The following is a 15840-nucleotide window of genomic DNA, read 5'->3' as shown; positions in this document are numbered from 1 at the left end:
TTTCCGTCTCTTTCCAATATTTGCGATAGTACCCACCTCTTTTCAAATAATATTATAACATGTCTAATAAAATAGAAAAAGCCCAGTATCCCTAGGCTTTTTAAGAACATCTAATTTTTACTAAATTCTAATAATTCTAAATTTGGATTTTTTTCACTAGCCCAGCGAACTCCCCAGTCATTAGTAAACAATAATAAATATTGTCCTTTTAAATCCTGAACTTTCTTAGTATCACTAGACAAATTCAATGAATTTAAATCACAACCTTCTTTAACCCATCTAATATACTGATAAGGAAGTGGTTGTTTTATAATATCAACATTATATTCATTTTTTAAACGATGTTCTAACACTTCAAATTGCAACACCCCAACAACACCAACAATAATTTCTTCCATTCCACCGCCTAATTCAGTAAAAATCTGAATAGCGCCTTCTTTTGCAATTTGTTCAACACCTTTGACAAATTGTTTTCTTTTCATAGTATCTTTATTACGAATCAAAGAAAAATGTTCAGGTGCAAAAGTTGGAATACCTTCAAACGCAAATTTTTCTTTACCTGTAGTTATTGTATCACCAATAGAAAAAATTCCTGGATCAAATACCCCAATAATATCACCTGCATACGCTTCATCAACTTCTTGACGCTCATCAGCCATTAATTGTTTTGACTGATTTAATTTTATCTTACGTCCACCTTGATAATGATAAACCTCCATACCTTTAGTAAATTTACCAGAACAAATTCTAAAAAAGGCCATTCTATCACGATGTGCTTTATTCATATTGGCTTGAATCTTAAATACAAACGCACTAAAATCTTCACTAAATGGATCGATTACTTTATCTTTAGTACGACGTGGTAATGGTGATGTAGTCATTTGTAAGAAGTGTTTTAAAAATGGTTCAATTCCAAAATTTGTTAATGCCGAACCAAAACAAACCGGTGAAAGTTTACCTTGACGTACTTTTTCCAAATCAAAATTATTTCCTGCCATATCTAATAATTCAATATCTTCTTGAAGTTTATTATATAACTCTTCATCCAATTCATTAATAAGTTCAGGATCATCAAATTTCATGATTTTAGTATCTACTTCTTTACGCCCACCATCAACTGGAATAAAACGAATTACCTCTTTATCATTACGTTCATAAACACCTTTAAACTCTTTTCCAGAACCAATTGGCCAGTTAATTGCACAAGTATCGATTCCTAATTCCTGTTCTATTTCTTCCATTAATTGATATGGATCTTGAGCTTCACGATCCATCTTATTAATAAAAGTAAAAATCGGGATATTTCGCATCGTACAAACTTTAAACAGTTTACGTGTTTGATCTTCGACCCCTTTACTTGCATCAATTACCATTACTGCACAATCAGCAGCCATTAAAGTACGATAAGTATCTTCAGAAAAGTCTTGATGTCCTGGTGTATCTAAAATATTGATACAAAATCCATTGTAATTAAATTGTAATACAGAAGAAGTAACTGAAATTCCTCTTTGTTTTTCTATTTCCATCCAGTCGCTTGTAGCATGTTTACTATTTTTTTTACCTTTTACAGTTCCAGCTTGTTGAATTGCTCCACCATATAATAAAAATTTTTCTGTTAATGTTGTTTTACCAGCATCGGGATGCGAGATGATGGCAAATGTTCTTCTTTTTTCTACCTCTTTAATAAATTCGCTCATTTTAATGTCTCCTTGCAATGGTAAATGATATAGATTAATCATGAATTTGTCAACTAAAATCTAATTTTTAAAACATAATATAAAAAGGGGTTATCCCCTTTTTATATGTATCTAAAATACAAAATTACCATTATCAAAAATGACTACTTCTTGATTATCTACTGTTTTTCCAACAATACGTAAATCAGCAGTTCCAATCATGAAATCAACATGTGTCAAAGAATCATTAATCCCATGTTCCAACAACTCTTCTTTAGTCATCTTCAAACCATCTTTAATACACTCACTAAATCCCTTACCAATCGCTAAATGACAAGAAGCATTTTCATCAAATAGTGTATTATAAAATAATGTTTTCATATTTGATATTGGAGAATTATATGGAACTAATGCTATTTCACCTAAATAACGACTACCTTCATCAATACTAATCATTTCTTTTAAAATATCTTTACCTACTTTAGCATCATAATCTACAATTTTTCCATCTTTAAATACCAATTTAAATTCATCAATTATATTACCATGATAATTTAATGGCAAAGAACTGTAAACCACACCATTTGTTCCTTTATAATTAGGACTTGTAAAAATCTCTTCTGTAGGAATATTTGCAAAGAAATAAATATTATTTGTAGTATAAGATCCTCCACCTGCAAATAAATAATCTTTATTTAAAGTCACTGTCAAATCTGTTCCTAAAGAATTTGTATATTTCAACTCTTTTAAATCAAGACTATTTAAATATTCAACACGTTTTTCAAAACTCTTACGATGTTGATCCCACGCAGCAATTGGATCATCACTATCAACTTTAGTCGCCTTAAAAATGGCATTCCATAAAGCCTCTACTGCCTCATCATCAGACATATCAGGATATACTTTATTCGCCCATTTTAACGAACTACTAGCAACAATACACCATGTATTAACACCTAAATCCAGACTATCATAAAAAGGTTTACATGCTAAAGAAACACTTTTTGACCATAATGCCATTTTAGCTGGATCAATTCCTTTAAATCCTTCAGGATCATCACTATGAATAGTTAAAAATGATGCATTTTTACTAGCATATCCATTTCTAAACTCACTAAACCAAGATGGTACATTACCAAATTCATCTTTATCAACATATTCATATTTATAACGTGAAACAACTTCATCATTGTATTTAACTACAACTTCTTTTGCACCAACTTCATAAGCTTCTTTTGTAATCAAACGCACTAACTCAACGCTTTCTATCGGTGCATCAATTACTACAATTTGATCAGTTTGTACATTCAATCCTGATTTTACAATCAATTTTGCATATTTAGATAACTTTTCTTTAAATGACATAAATTCTCCTTTATTTATTTTTTTCAATCATTTCTCGACAAATAATCTTAAAACCTTGTTCAAGATCATCAACATCTAAAACACTAGCTTCTAATGAACACATTCTGTTTTTATCACGATTTGTGATATAAGGCACCAAGTAATCATAACTATAATCAATATGATATTGTTCTAATAAATCTTTTGCTGGTTCACTTAAAATAAATCCATGAATATATTTAACTTTAGAACGAATCAATAAAAGTGCTGCAGCGCGACCAATCACTCTATCAATAACAATATAATCTTTAAAATAGTCATTACTTACAAAAATCTTACTCATCAGTGGTTTAATTCCATGCAAAGTAGAACTATATATCTCATCTTTTTTTAAAGCAACAAAAGTATATCCATTTTCCACCAATATTCTTCTGCCTTTTTTTATTAAATTCATTTAATCCTCCAAACAAACAACAAATTTATAGTATTATTTTACCACTTTTTTTCACTTTAACAAAACAATCATTCACTTTTTAATAAAAACAATCATTCACTTTTTAATAAAAAAGGCTAATGAATTTTCATTAACCCAATTTATCTAGTTCATCTTTTGCTTCTTTCATTCCCAACTTTGCAGCTTTTTGATAAAATTTCTTAGCTTTATTTACATCCTTACTAACACCATCTCCATAATAACACATATATCCTGCCATAAAACTTGCTTCACGATAATTTGAATCACTTGCTTTACAAAACAATTCAAATGCAAGTTCTTTATCAATTTCGATTCCTATCCCATAAAAATAACATCTTCCTAAATTATAAACCGCTGGTGCATATCCCGCTCTAGCTGCTTTTAAAAAACATCTATACGCCTCTTCCATATCTTTATTTCCAGCCAGTCCATTTTCTAAATAAATCCCATACATATTCAAAGCTGGACTATATGCTTGATTTGCCGAAGATTGTATATAATCAAAAGCTTTTTGAAGATCTCTTTTAATTACTTGACCTTCATCTAAATATAAAGCCATGCGATACATTGCTCTTGCATCGTTATATTCAATTGCTGCTTGATAATATTCAATTGCTTTTAAATCATCATGATAATCAATGTTATTTTCATAAATCAAACCTAAATTATACATTGCTGCACTATAATTTAAATCAGTAGCTTTTTGATAATATTCAATTGCTTTATCAATATCAACATTTACTGCATTTCCTTCTTCATACGCTAATCCAGTATAATATAATCCTGGAGCATAATTCATCTTTGCTGCTTGTAAATACAAATCAAAAGCTTTTTGATGATCTACTTCTACTCCTTGACCATGAGTATATAAATATCCTAAATTACACATCGCTCTTGGATAATTTGCTTTACTTGCAAGATGATAATAATAAATTGCTTTATTTAAATCAACTTCAACACCTATTCCAATTTCATAACAATATGCTAAATTACATTGACCAGGTGCATAATTCATCTTTGCTGCTTGTAAATACAAATCAACCGCTTTTTTTAAATTCTTTTTAACTCCAAAACCACTTTCATAACAATATCCAAGAGCAACAAGCGCTTGAACATCATTTTGTTTACTAGCTTGACGATACCAATATGTACAACGATATGCAGCATTTTTTATTTCTGGATGATTCTCATAAAAATATCCAAACCAAAATTGTCCACGAGCATAACCTAAATGAGCAGCTTTTTGATAATATTTACGTGCTTGTTTTAAATCCTTTTCTATTCCTTGTCCAAGTTCATAGCATGTCGCTAATGAAATTAGTGCTGGAGGATATTCTTTTATACTTGCTTGTTTATACCAATAAAATGCTTTAATAAAATCTTTTGGTGTACCTATTCCATTTTCATAACAATTAGCTAAGCGATATTGTGAACGTTCATGACCTTGGTTTGCTGCTTCTTCATAGCATTTAAATGCTCTTTCATCATTTTGCTCAATTCCCTCACCAAATTCAAAACATGTTCCCAAACTATATATAGCTTCGCTATAGCCTAATTTTGCAGCTTCAATATAGTATTCTACAGCTTGATATATATCAGCTTCAACACCATAACCATATTCATAACAATATCCTAAATTACAAATAGCACGAGGGAAACCCGCTTTAGCTCCTTTTAAATATAATTCATATGCTTTTTGATAATCTTGTTCAACACCAATACCCATTTCATAAAAATAAGCCAAATTACAACTCGCTACCACGTTTTTCAAATCAGTAGCTTTTTGATAATAATGTGCTGCCATTATATCACTTTGTTCAACTCCAAGTCCTCGTTCATATAAATAACCAATAACACAAATACAATCACTATTACCTATCTCTTCGCCTTTTTTAAAATAAATAAGTGCCTCATCATATTCATGGCGATCAAATAACTTTAATCCCAATTCATATAGTAGCTCACCGTTTAAATTATTAATATTTTCTATTTTATATTCATGATTTTTCATCAATAAACAAAGATCAATTCCAATAACATCACTTTGATTATTTTCAATTAAATATTGTTCACAATCAATAAATTCACTTTTTAATAAACCTATTTCCAAATCACTTTTAATACTTTCAACCCGTTGTTCCAAACATTTTAAATCATCATCTTGATCATATATAGTAATTACTTTCAAATAAGCAAATTGATTACTACCATAACTTTGATCTTTAATTCTAACAATACTTTCTTGATCATATACATCTATTATCTCATCTAAAACCCATTTATCAAAAAGTGGCTCATAACTTATTATCCGATCTTTAATATTCATATTCTTTAACCCCATTATACAAATAAGCAGATATACTAATCTGCTTATCTATTATTAATCATATTAGATATCTCTTTAGAATATTTCCCAAAAATTGCACTCACTTTATTTGTCGTTTGAACAATTCCCGATGCTCCTAAAGTTTTTAAATCCTCTAAACTAACAAGACTATCATCTTTTACAAAAAAAGTTATTCTAGAAGAACTAGCTGTAGTTTCCTTAATATTATTTGTTCCACCAACTGCATTTATTAGCATATTTATATCTAGAGGAATATCACCAGCTTTGATTTGTTTTGGATGTCTGTTTTTTATAATATAAGTAAAAACAATCGCTAATACAATTATAACAATTAATGCAACTATTCCATATAATAAATAATCATTCATTAACATCTACCCCCTATTAATTATTATATAATTATAGTATACTATACCAAGATAGAAAAAACTATCTTTTTTATAAAGGAGGGATTTTGTGGAAGAAAAAGAAAAATCTTTAATCTGTTGGTCTTTGATTAGCTTATTATTGTTATTTTGCTTTATTAGTTGTCTTGGAATAAAAAGCGCTACTCCGTTAATCACAAAAGGAAACCCTAGTACATATTGGATAAAACAGTTAGCATTTTACGGAATATCATTTACATTGATGTTTATTGTTTTTAAAATTTCAAATGATCGAATATACTCATCTATGTGGATTATTTATGGTATCTTAATGGTTTTACTTGTCGGCTTGGCAGTAGAACACTTTCTACATACACGTTTTGGTATCCAAATAGTACCGTTAGCAAAATTTGCCGGAGGAGCAACGTCCTGGTATACATTACCCGGTTTTGACTTTCAACCTTCAGAATTTATGAAAATTATCATGGTTGTAGTAATGGCAGATACGATTGATAAACATAACAATAAATATCTTACTCATAATTTTCATAACGACTGCTTGTTAATTGGTAAAATTTTAGCAGTATCAATACCACCATGTATTTTAGTTTATTTACAAAACGATGCTGGAGTAACAATGATTATGTTAGCATCAATTGTGTTTATTATCTTTATGTCTGGTATTCAAGCTGGATGGTTTATTATTGGTGGAATAATTGTTGCGATTATCTTAGGAACATTAGTATATATATTTATATATGAACACGATTTATTTGTTAGTATTATTGGTGGTGATCATAAACTTGATCGTTTCTATGGATGGATTGACCCTGAAGGAACTTATGGAAAACAAGGATATCAATTATTCAATGCTTTATTATCATATGGTACAGCTGGTTTATGGGGACATGGAATGGAAACCGCATTAATCAACTTACCAGAAGCACAAACTGACTTTATCTTTGCTGTAATTGCTTTAAGTTTTGGATTTATTGGTGGTGGATTTACAATCCTAGCTATATGTGTTTTTGATATATTATTAATTAGGATTGGATTTAAATCACAAAATAATCGTGATAAATATTTTACTGCCGGCATTTTTGGACTTTTGATTTTTCAACAAGTTTGGAATATTGGAATGGTTCTTGGTCTCTTTCCAATAACCGGTATAACCTTACCATTTTTATCATATGGAGGTTCATCATTACTTTCATATATGATTGCCATGGGTATCTTTTTAGATATGGAAAAACAAACACGAATTATTGAACGTAAAAAAAGATATTAAATTTTAATATCTTTTTTTATTTGTATTAATTTATTAGTAAAAGGTGAAACAAATTCCAAATATACACTATCTAAATAATATGTTTTTGTTTCCATTGATCCATACAAACCATCTCCTACTAAAGGATGACCAATCGAACTTAAATGAACTCTAATCTGATGTGTTCTTCCTGTTTTTAAATCACATTCAATCAGACTTTTATTGTCAAATATTTTCAAGCTACGATAAACTGTAATTGCCTTTTTTCCACTTGCATCAATTAACCTTTTAACACTATTTTTATCTTTAATAATCGGTTTATCGATTATGCCTTCACCTTTTAATATTCCTTCTACAAGACAATGATAAACTCTTTTTACTTGTTTAATATCTTTTGATAATAAATAATGGGCTTGCCTATTTTTAGCTATTAACATCAATCCTTGAGTATCTTTATCTAAACGATTTACTAAATGTACCGTCGCCTTAAGATTACACATTTGAAAATAATAAATTATTGCATTTGCAATCGTTTTATTTGGATAGCGTTTAGTTGGCATACATGGGATACCTGCTGGTTTATCAATTATTAAATAATTTTCATCTTCATATATAATTTTTAAAGAATATTCATAAGGTTCCATTGTTGATATTTCATCTGGCCAAATCAACTCAATCACATCATTTTTTTTTAAACGATACCTGACTGTTTGATGGTTACCATTTACTAAAATATCGCCATTCATCTTAATAGCCTTAATTGCTTTTTTACTTAAATTCTGTTTAAACAAAAAATCTTTCAATAAAACTTCATCATCTTCTATTCCTATAATAAATTTATTCATTAATAAATGCCCTTCTTATTCTTTGAATAAATGACTTACCTTTATATTCAATAAAATTAATTGTCTCTTTTGCAATTTTAATCTCAATACTTTCAACATCTTCAATTCGATAAGACAGATGATCAATTCCTAAATAAACTTGCTCAAAATTATGACCAACTAATTTAACAACATTACTTGCATCTAAAATCAAACTTGAACCTAAGCTACGATACGCATTATGTTGAATTCCAGCCACCTCAGTTAACTGCATCAATGGCGTACCTGGATAAATGACTGCCCCTCCAATAGATTTATTATAAGCAGTAGAGCCAGAAGGTGTTGAAACACACAAACCATTTCCTCTAAACACTTCCAACAATTCATCATTAATATAAACATCTATCACTTGTGTTGTATAACCATAATCAATGCGCATTTCATTTAAAGCAAAATAAGTATCTTCTTTTTTTCCATGTTTAACCTTTACTTCCAATAAATTACGAGGCATAAGATGATAACATTCACTTTTAATTGCTTCAACCAATTCCATTACTTCATCTTTTTGAAAATCAGTAAAAAATCCTAATGTTCCGGTATGAACCCCTACAAAATTAACATTTTGATTTAAATACTGATGGACAGATAACAACATAGTCCCATCTCCACCAACACTAATTACTAAATCCGGGTTTTCTTGATTATATTCCATTATACCATTTAACTGTGCTTTAATTTCTTTTGCAATTTGATGAGATAATTGATCTTGTTTTATTACTAATGCATATTGTTTCATTGTTTTCACCAACCTTAAAGTATATACTATAGTATATACTAATGGAGGTAACTATGGAAGAAAACTTAGAAATAGAATTTAAAATATTATTAGATAAAAAAGTTTATGATCAAATTATTAACGATTATTCAATTGATACATCATATACACAAACAAATTATTATTTAATGCACCCTATTTTAAGTAAATTAAAATACTCACTTAGAATTAGAGAAAAAAACAATCAGTATGAATTAACATTAAAACAACCACAAACTACAGGTACCCTAGAAACAAATTTAATTATAAACAAAGATGCCAAAGATAAAATTTTAAATAATAAATTAGTTCATAATAAAGTATTTGATTTATTAACTGAATATAATCTAGACAGTACAATGTTCAATACAAACCATTCATTAAAAACGCTTCGAAAAGAAATACATACTCCCCACGGATTAATCTGTCTTGATTATAATTGTTATAACAATCTTGAAGATTATGAATTAGAATACGAAGTCATTGATTATAAACAAGGTAAAAAAGCTTTTTTAAATTTTATCAAACAATATAATTTATCATATGAGCATAACTGTATCAGTAAAATTAATCGACTTATTAATTCATTATCAAAATAAATTTATAATTACAAAATAAAAAGTATCGATTTAAAATCATCAAATTCTAATCGATACTTTTTCTTATCTAAATATTTAATTAACTAAAAACACATCTTTATAAATCAAAAGATAACTGTGTAATTAAAACAAATATCTAAATTATTCGAATACAAAAATTATTTTGATTTAAAATACGCTTCCTTCATATTGCACGGATTGCCTATGAACTGTGGACAGTTATCTTTGCTAGGACATTCTGCCAATTTACGAAGTTCTCTTGGAATAAAGACTCTAATTTCCTCTGCATTATAACCAACTTGAAATCTTCTTTCATCAATCATAATTGGTCTTTTTAATACAGATGGATTATCTTGAATAAACTTAATCAATTCATTAATTGACATACTATCAATATCAATATCATTTTCTTTGATTATCTTACTCCGTTTGGAAATGATATCATCTGTTCCATTTTCACTTCGTTCCAATAATTCTTTCAATTCAATTTCTCTAAGTAGGGTTGAAAAAATATTCTTTTCCACATACGGAATATTATGTTCTTTCAGCCATGATTTCACCTTTCTACATGATGCGCAACTAGGTGCCGTATATATTCGAATCATAATATCATCTCCCTTACTTATTCATTATACATTATTTTTATTATTTTGCTATCATTTTCCGTTAAAACCTAGTTAAATACTATTATTTCTTAAAATATCGCTAATTACTTTTTAACAAACTCATTATACAATAATTCATGAATAAATGAATAACCATGTTCCAACTTCTTTTTTAATCTTAAATACATACCGATGCTTTTTTCATCTTTAATTTCTAATTCATTACAAATCTTTAAAAACTTATCATAATCTTCGACATATAACTTATCTATCATATTATCAACATACTGCTTTTTTATTCGTTCGTTTCTTGTTAAACCATATTCTTTAGCTAATCCTTCATCATACATGTAATAATTAAATATTGTTAAGCTTTGTGTTTTTAAATAATCATTAATTAATGCACGCTGATTTATCATTGGTAATGATCGATAAGCCAATTTGCCTATATTATTAATCTCAACTACCACACTATAATTTCCATTACCTACAATAAATATACTGCTAAAATATTGTTTATCAAATAAATTAATACATCCATATATAAAATCATGCAATGTTTTATCATCTACTAAATAAGCATTTAAAACGGAAATAATTTCTAAATCATCGCTTTCATCCCATTCATATGATTCTAATAACTCTTCGTCTTCTTTAACCCAATTAACAATTATATCTTTCATATATCCTCCCATATAATTATATGTATACTTTATTAAATCATGTTTTACTATATTTTTATTTTTAATTAAGTTATAATGTGACCGAGGTGATTACATGGAATTAATTAAAAATATTATAATCTATGGTATTTTAGGTGCAATTTGTGGATTCGCTGTGCCCATACCTATTTCCAGTAATGGTCATTTAATTATTTTTCAAAATATTTTTGACAAAATGAATCTTACAGCACCTCAAATTAACGATATAACATTTGAAATAATCATTAGTTTCGGTTCATTAATTGCAATCACGTATTATTATCGCCGATAAATTATTGAATTATTCACAATGTTTATTAACTATATTAAAAAAAGCAACCCTCAAAATAATTATATTTATGGGTTTCGTTATTGTATTTTACTCCTTATAGCTACGCTTCCCACTGTTATTGGAAGTTATTTATTCATTGATAAAATCGAGACATTATTCCACGAACCAAAATTAGTTGGATGTTCATTACTCGTAACAGCAATATTTATATTATTACTTCATAAATTTGGATATCACAAAAAAAGACGTTCTGGAAAAAAAATAAATCTTTTTGATGCTTTAAAAATGGGGATAGTTCAACTTTTTTCACTATTGCCAGGTATTTCTCGTAGCGGTGTAACTTTAAGTGTAGGTATGTTAAGTGGTTTAACACCAAAAACAGCTCAAGATTTTTCTTTTCTTATGTTCATTCCCGTTGGCATTATTAATATTATTTTAAAATTAAATGAACTTTTTAATACAAATGTATCTCAAGTATCATGGTCACTATATCTAACTATTTTTTTAGTTAGTACAGTTACAACATATTTTTCTTTGAAATTATTATTTAAATTATTAAAAAAGAGAAAATTAATTTTCTTTTCTAGATATTGTTTAATTGCAGGTATCTTAACAGTATTATTCCTATAACTTAAAAAATAAAATAATTGGTATAGTTAATTAACTATACCAATTATTTTATTTAACTGCGATAACTTCCACTTCAATCAAAGCTCCTTTTGGAAGCTTTGCCACTTCAACTGCACTACGAGCTGGAAATGGTTCAACAAAATATGTAGCATAAATATCATTTACTGTCACAAAATCATCCATGTTATCTAAAAATACAGTTGTTTTAACAACATTAGAAAAATCTAATCCTTGACTATCTAATAATCCTTTTACATTTTTTAAAGCTTGATGAGCTTGTGCTTCTATTCCTTCAGGCATTAAACCAGTTTCTGGATTTAAAGGAATTTGTCCAGAGAAAAAATACATATTGCCAACATTAATTCCTTGACTATATGGTCCAATTGCACCTGGTGCTTTATCAGTTTTTACTACGTTTTTCATCTTATTACCTCCTTTTTAATCCATTATAGCAAAATTAATCCAGCAAAACAAACTTTGACTTTATAATAAAAAAGCAAAATTTTGTACTACTATTTATAAAAAATACATAATTTATATTAGGTGATAAATTTGAAACAAGCATTAGTATTGGCTGGTGGCGGTTCTAAAGGCGCCTATCAATCAGGATGCATCAAAGCATTAATAAAATTAGGCTATAACTTTAATATTGTTACTGGTACATCAGTTGGTGCTTTAAACGCCTTGCTTGTAGTACAAAAAGATTATGAAGCACTATATAAACTATGGGATGAAATAAAAATAAGTGATGTATTAAAAGATCCCATTAATCTTAATTTTTCAATTGAGTCAATGATTTCACAAACCAATCTTATTGAACCATTTTTTAAATCATATATTAACGAAAAAGGTGCAGATATAACTCCCCTAAAGAAAAAAATTCGTTCTTTATATAATGATAAAAAATTGTTTGATAGTAACATTGACTATGGCATTGTAACTGTTAAATATCCTAGTCTATCTCCATTACAAATCACAAAAAAAGATATGAAACCAAACGAACCAGTAGAGTATGCAATTGCTTCTGCTTCTTGTTTTCCAGCATTTCCCATCCATTATATAAATAAACAAGGATATATTGATGGTGGTTATTATGATAACCTTCCCATTTCACTAGCTTTAAAAATGAAAGCTGATGAAATTATTGCTATTGAACTTTCAAAAGAAATTACTCACAATCACTTTAATAATCGCCCATATATTAAATTAATTTGTCCTAGCTATGATCTAGGTAGTTTCCTTGATTTTAATCGTGAATTACTTGATTGGCGAATTAAACTAGGTTACTATGATACATTAAAAACATTTAATAAATTAATGGGTTATCGCTTTATTTTCTATAATTGTGATATTGATATAAATATTTTAAATAAGTTTTATTGGTCGGTTATAAGTTTTGAAGCAGCTATTAATAAAAATATTATCAATAAAACATTATTTTCCTCAAATTTACCATTAACAGATTTATTAAAAACCGATACTTATCTCAATAATTTAGATTTAAAAGATTATTTTATTCGCGGAATTGAAATAACTATGGAATATTTTCATTTTCAAAGTGATTTAGTATATGATTTTAATAAAATATATTTGGAAATATCAAATACATTTTTAAAAAAATATTATTCAAATTATACTCGCAAAGATAATTTAAAAAATATTTATATTAAAGAAATTTTTTCTTCAATAAAAAAGCTAACTAGTTTAGAAATAATATGTACATTCTACCGTTCTATAAAAGATAAAGAAAAAATTGAACCTAAATTAATAAATAACATATTTTTAAATGAATATTTAATTGCTCTTGTTCTATCTTGTATAAATTAAATCATTTTGTTATAGTAGAACTGAGGTGATGGTTTGAATCCTAGAGTTAAAAATATGATTTATTGTTCAATGTTTGCATGCATTATTGCAATCTTAGCACAAATTAAAATCGATTTACCTAGTCTAGTTCCAATAACTTTACAAACATTAGGAATATATCTAATTTCATGTTATTTAAAACCTAAATTAGCTTTTATAAGTACGGTTGTTTATTTATTCATGGGAATTATTGGTTTGCCAGTATTTACTGGTTTTAAAGGTGGAATCGGTGTTCTTTTAGGTCCTACAGGTGGTTACATTTTTAGCTTTCCAATTATGGTGTCAATTACTAGTTTAATTATAAATAAGAATAAAACACTATTTTTTAAAATACTTGCTATGATTATTGGTACTATTGTCTGTTATTTAATCGGAACATTATGGTTTATTTTTATTACAAATAATTCATTTGTACTAGCACTATCTATGTGTGTAATCCCTTTTATCCCTGGTGATATTTTTAAAATAGCTATAACATTAATTCTATCAAACAAAATCAAGATATAAAAAAGACTCCGTTCGAGTCTTTTCTATTTTTGTTTATCCAAATGTTTATATGTTCGATAAAACAATGATGCTGTTATTATTACTGCACATGTATCAGCAATCGGTTCAGCTAAGAAAACTGCAAATGTTTGATTAGAAATAAATAATGGTAAGATAAAGATTAATGGAATCAATAAAATAATTTTTCGTAACACCGCAAGAAATACAGATGTTTTAGCATTTCCTATCGCAATAAAAGTTTGTTGACAAGCAATTTGAATTCCAAAAATACCTGAAGCTGCCATATATACTCTCATTGCCCAGCGTGTATGTTCAACTAAATTACTATCATTAGTAAAAATATAAATAAATACATCAGGTAAAAAAACAGCTACCGCCCACAATAACATTGAGTATGTTAAAGCACATTTTAATAAAAGTCTAAATGTTTTTTTAACTCTATCAATATTATTTGCACCAAAATTATAACTAACAATTGGTTGTGATCCTTGTGTCAACCCTTGTAAAGGTAACATTGAAAATTGCATTACACTAGTAAGAATTGTCATTGATCCTACTGCAATATCACCACCATATTTTAGTAATGATGTATTAAAACAAACAGAAATTACACTTTCAGTAAATTGCATAATAAATGGTGAAAGACCTAAAGCTAAACAAGGCACAATTACTTTTCGATCTGGTTTTAAATTCTTTAACTTAATTTTTAATGTACTTCTTTTACTAATTAAAAAATAAACCACCCATACAGATGAAATTCCTTGTGAAATTATTGTTGCCAATGCTGCTCCTTTAACCCCCATTGAAAATTGAAAGATAAAAATTGGATCTAAAATAATATTACATATAGCTCCAATAGCTACTGTAAACATTCCCATTTTTGCATATCCTTGAGCATTAATAAACGCATTAAGACCCAATGCCAATTGCACAAAAATTGTACCCAATGAATAAATTCGCATATATTCAAGAGCATATCCTATTGTTTTTGAACTAGCGCCAAAAACCAATAAAATATCTTCTCCCCAAATAAAAAACACACATGTTAAAATAGCGGCCATGATTACAAGCATCAAAGTACAGTTACCTAAAATCTTTTCAGCAGCACTTTTATCATTCTTTCCCATCATTATAGAAGCTCTTGGGGCTCCACCCATTGATACCAGTGCCGCAAAAGCTGATATAGCCATAATTACAGGCATTGTTACCCCTACACCGGTTAGAGCATCCGAACCAACTTTAGGAATATGCCCTATATACATCCTGTCAATCATATTATATAAAACATTTATTATTTGAGCTAAAATTGCCGGTAACGCTAATTTTAAAAGTAATCCTCCTATACTATCTTTTCCCAAGTCAGTGACTTTTTTTTCTTTCATAAATTTCCACCTCTTTTGTATATTTATCAAAACATAAAAATATAGACTAGTTACTAGATTATATTATAATTTCTTATTTAATCTTATATCTTTAGCAATTTGCTAACTAGTTACTTTTCTTTTTTTTTACAATGAGACATTATAAC

15 protein-coding genes and 1 pseudogene are annotated in these 15840 nt (G+C 28.0%); 5 read left to right on the top strand and 11 right to left on the bottom strand.

The genetic code is table 11. From position 1 onward, the window contains the following. Positions 1-110: 110 nt before the first annotated feature. The 5 genes from NQ543_RS01615 to NQ543_RS01595 form a co-directional block, all read right to left on the bottom strand. The gene (locus NQ543_RS01615; RefSeq protein ID WP_039903594.1) at positions 111-1697 is read right to left on the bottom strand and encodes a peptide chain release factor 3; all 1587 of its coding nucleotides are present in this window, start codon (positions 1695-1697) and stop codon (positions 111-113) included. Between the two features lie 111 nt (positions 1698-1808). Next, complete coding sequence (locus tag NQ543_RS01610) at positions 1809-3041, bottom strand: aminopeptidase (protein WP_039903591.1); 1233 nt, start codon at positions 3039-3041, stop codon at positions 1809-1811. 10 nt (positions 3042-3051) lie between these two features. Continuing rightward, the gene (locus NQ543_RS01605; RefSeq protein WP_004608977.1) at positions 3052-3474 is read right to left on the bottom strand and encodes a DUF1893 domain-containing protein; all 423 of its coding nucleotides are present in this window, start codon (positions 3472-3474) and stop codon (positions 3052-3054) included. A gap of 130 nt (positions 3475-3604) precedes the next feature. Beyond that, positions 3605-5821, bottom strand: coding sequence for a tetratricopeptide repeat protein (locus NQ543_RS01600; protein WP_039903587.1), 2217 nt, complete (start codon positions 5819-5821; stop codon positions 3605-3607). Positions 5822-5865: 44 nt separating this feature from the next. Further along, positions 5866-6210 carry a PTS sugar transporter subunit IIB gene (locus NQ543_RS01595; RefSeq protein WP_039903584.1) on the bottom strand — a complete coding sequence of 115 codons (345 nt, stop codon included), beginning with the start codon at positions 6208-6210 and terminating at the stop codon, positions 5866-5868. Between the two features lie 88 nt (positions 6211-6298). Here NQ543_RS01595 and NQ543_RS01590 point away from each other — a divergent pair, with 88 nt between their 5' ends. Continuing rightward, positions 6299-7495, top strand: a complete 1197-nt coding sequence (locus NQ543_RS01590; protein WP_004608974.1) for an FtsW/RodA/SpoVE family cell cycle protein — start codon at positions 6299-6301, stop codon at positions 7493-7495. On the opposite strand, the gene NQ543_RS01585 is transcribed toward NQ543_RS01590, so the two are convergent. Then, entirely contained in the window at positions 7492-8319 is an 828-nt protein-coding gene (locus tag NQ543_RS01585) for an RluA family pseudouridine synthase (protein ID WP_004608973.1), read from the bottom strand. The two genes, NQ543_RS01590 and NQ543_RS01585, sit on opposite strands and share 4 nt — an antisense overlap. After that, a complete protein-coding gene (locus NQ543_RS01580) occupies positions 8312-9094 on the bottom strand; it encodes an NAD kinase (protein ID WP_004608972.1) in 783 nt (260 codons plus the stop codon). Before NQ543_RS01580 ends, NQ543_RS01585 begins: the two co-directional genes overlap by 8 nt. Positions 9095-9147: 53 nt before the next feature. On the opposite strand from NQ543_RS01580, the gene NQ543_RS01575 reads away from it, so the two are divergent. After that, positions 9148-9711 (top strand): CYTH domain-containing protein, encoded by a 564-nt coding sequence (locus tag NQ543_RS01575; RefSeq protein WP_039903581.1) that lies wholly within the window; start codon positions 9148-9150, stop codon positions 9709-9711. Between the two features lie 158 nt (positions 9712-9869). Here NQ543_RS01575 and spx read toward each other — a convergent pair whose 3' ends face one another. Together spx and NQ543_RS01565 are read right to left on the bottom strand one after the other, a co-directional pair. Further along, positions 9870-10316, bottom strand: coding sequence for a transcriptional regulator Spx (spx, locus tag NQ543_RS01570; protein WP_004608970.1), 447 nt, complete (start codon positions 10314-10316; stop codon positions 9870-9872). Between the two features lie 104 nt (positions 10317-10420). Continuing rightward, positions 10421-10999: a hypothetical protein gene (locus NQ543_RS01565; RefSeq protein WP_039903578.1), complete on the bottom strand. Its 579-nt coding sequence runs from the start codon at positions 10997-10999 to the stop codon at positions 10421-10423. A gap of 94 nt (positions 11000-11093) precedes the next feature. On the opposite strand from NQ543_RS01565, the pseudogene NQ543_RS01560 reads away from it, so the two are divergent. After that, positions 11094-11939, top strand: a pseudogene (locus NQ543_RS01560) (undecaprenyl-diphosphate phosphatase). Between the two features lie 48 nt (positions 11940-11987). Here the strand turns inward: NQ543_RS01560 and NQ543_RS01555 are convergent. Then, complete coding sequence (locus NQ543_RS01555) at positions 11988-12362, bottom strand: RidA family protein (protein WP_004608966.1); 375 nt, start codon at positions 12360-12362, stop codon at positions 11988-11990. A 120-nt stretch (positions 12363-12482) separates the two neighbouring features. Here NQ543_RS01555 and NQ543_RS01550 point away from each other — a divergent pair, with 120 nt between their 5' ends. Together NQ543_RS01550 and NQ543_RS01545 are read left to right on the top strand one after the other, a co-directional pair. After that, positions 12483-13766: a patatin-like phospholipase family protein gene (locus NQ543_RS01550; protein ID WP_004608965.1), complete on the top strand. Its 1284-nt coding sequence runs from the start codon at positions 12483-12485 to the stop codon at positions 13764-13766. 33 nt (positions 13767-13799) lie between these two features. Beyond that, entirely contained in the window at positions 13800-14312 is a 513-nt protein-coding gene (locus NQ543_RS01545; protein WP_083784265.1) for a biotin transporter BioY, read from the top strand. Positions 14313-14335: 23 nt separating this feature from the next. Here NQ543_RS01545 and NQ543_RS01540 read toward each other — a convergent pair whose 3' ends face one another. Continuing rightward, positions 14336-15694: an MATE family efflux transporter gene (locus NQ543_RS01540; protein WP_004608963.1), complete on the bottom strand. Its 1359-nt coding sequence runs from the start codon at positions 15692-15694 to the stop codon at positions 14336-14338. Positions 15695-15840 lie beyond the last annotated feature (146 nt).

Source organism: Thomasclavelia spiroformis DSM 1552, assembly GCF_025149465.1.
Taxonomy (GTDB): Bacteria; Bacillota_I; Bacilli_A; order Erysipelotrichales; family Coprobacillaceae; genus Thomasclavelia; species Thomasclavelia spiroformis.
This window is presented reverse-complemented; position numbering and strand designations above follow the sequence as displayed.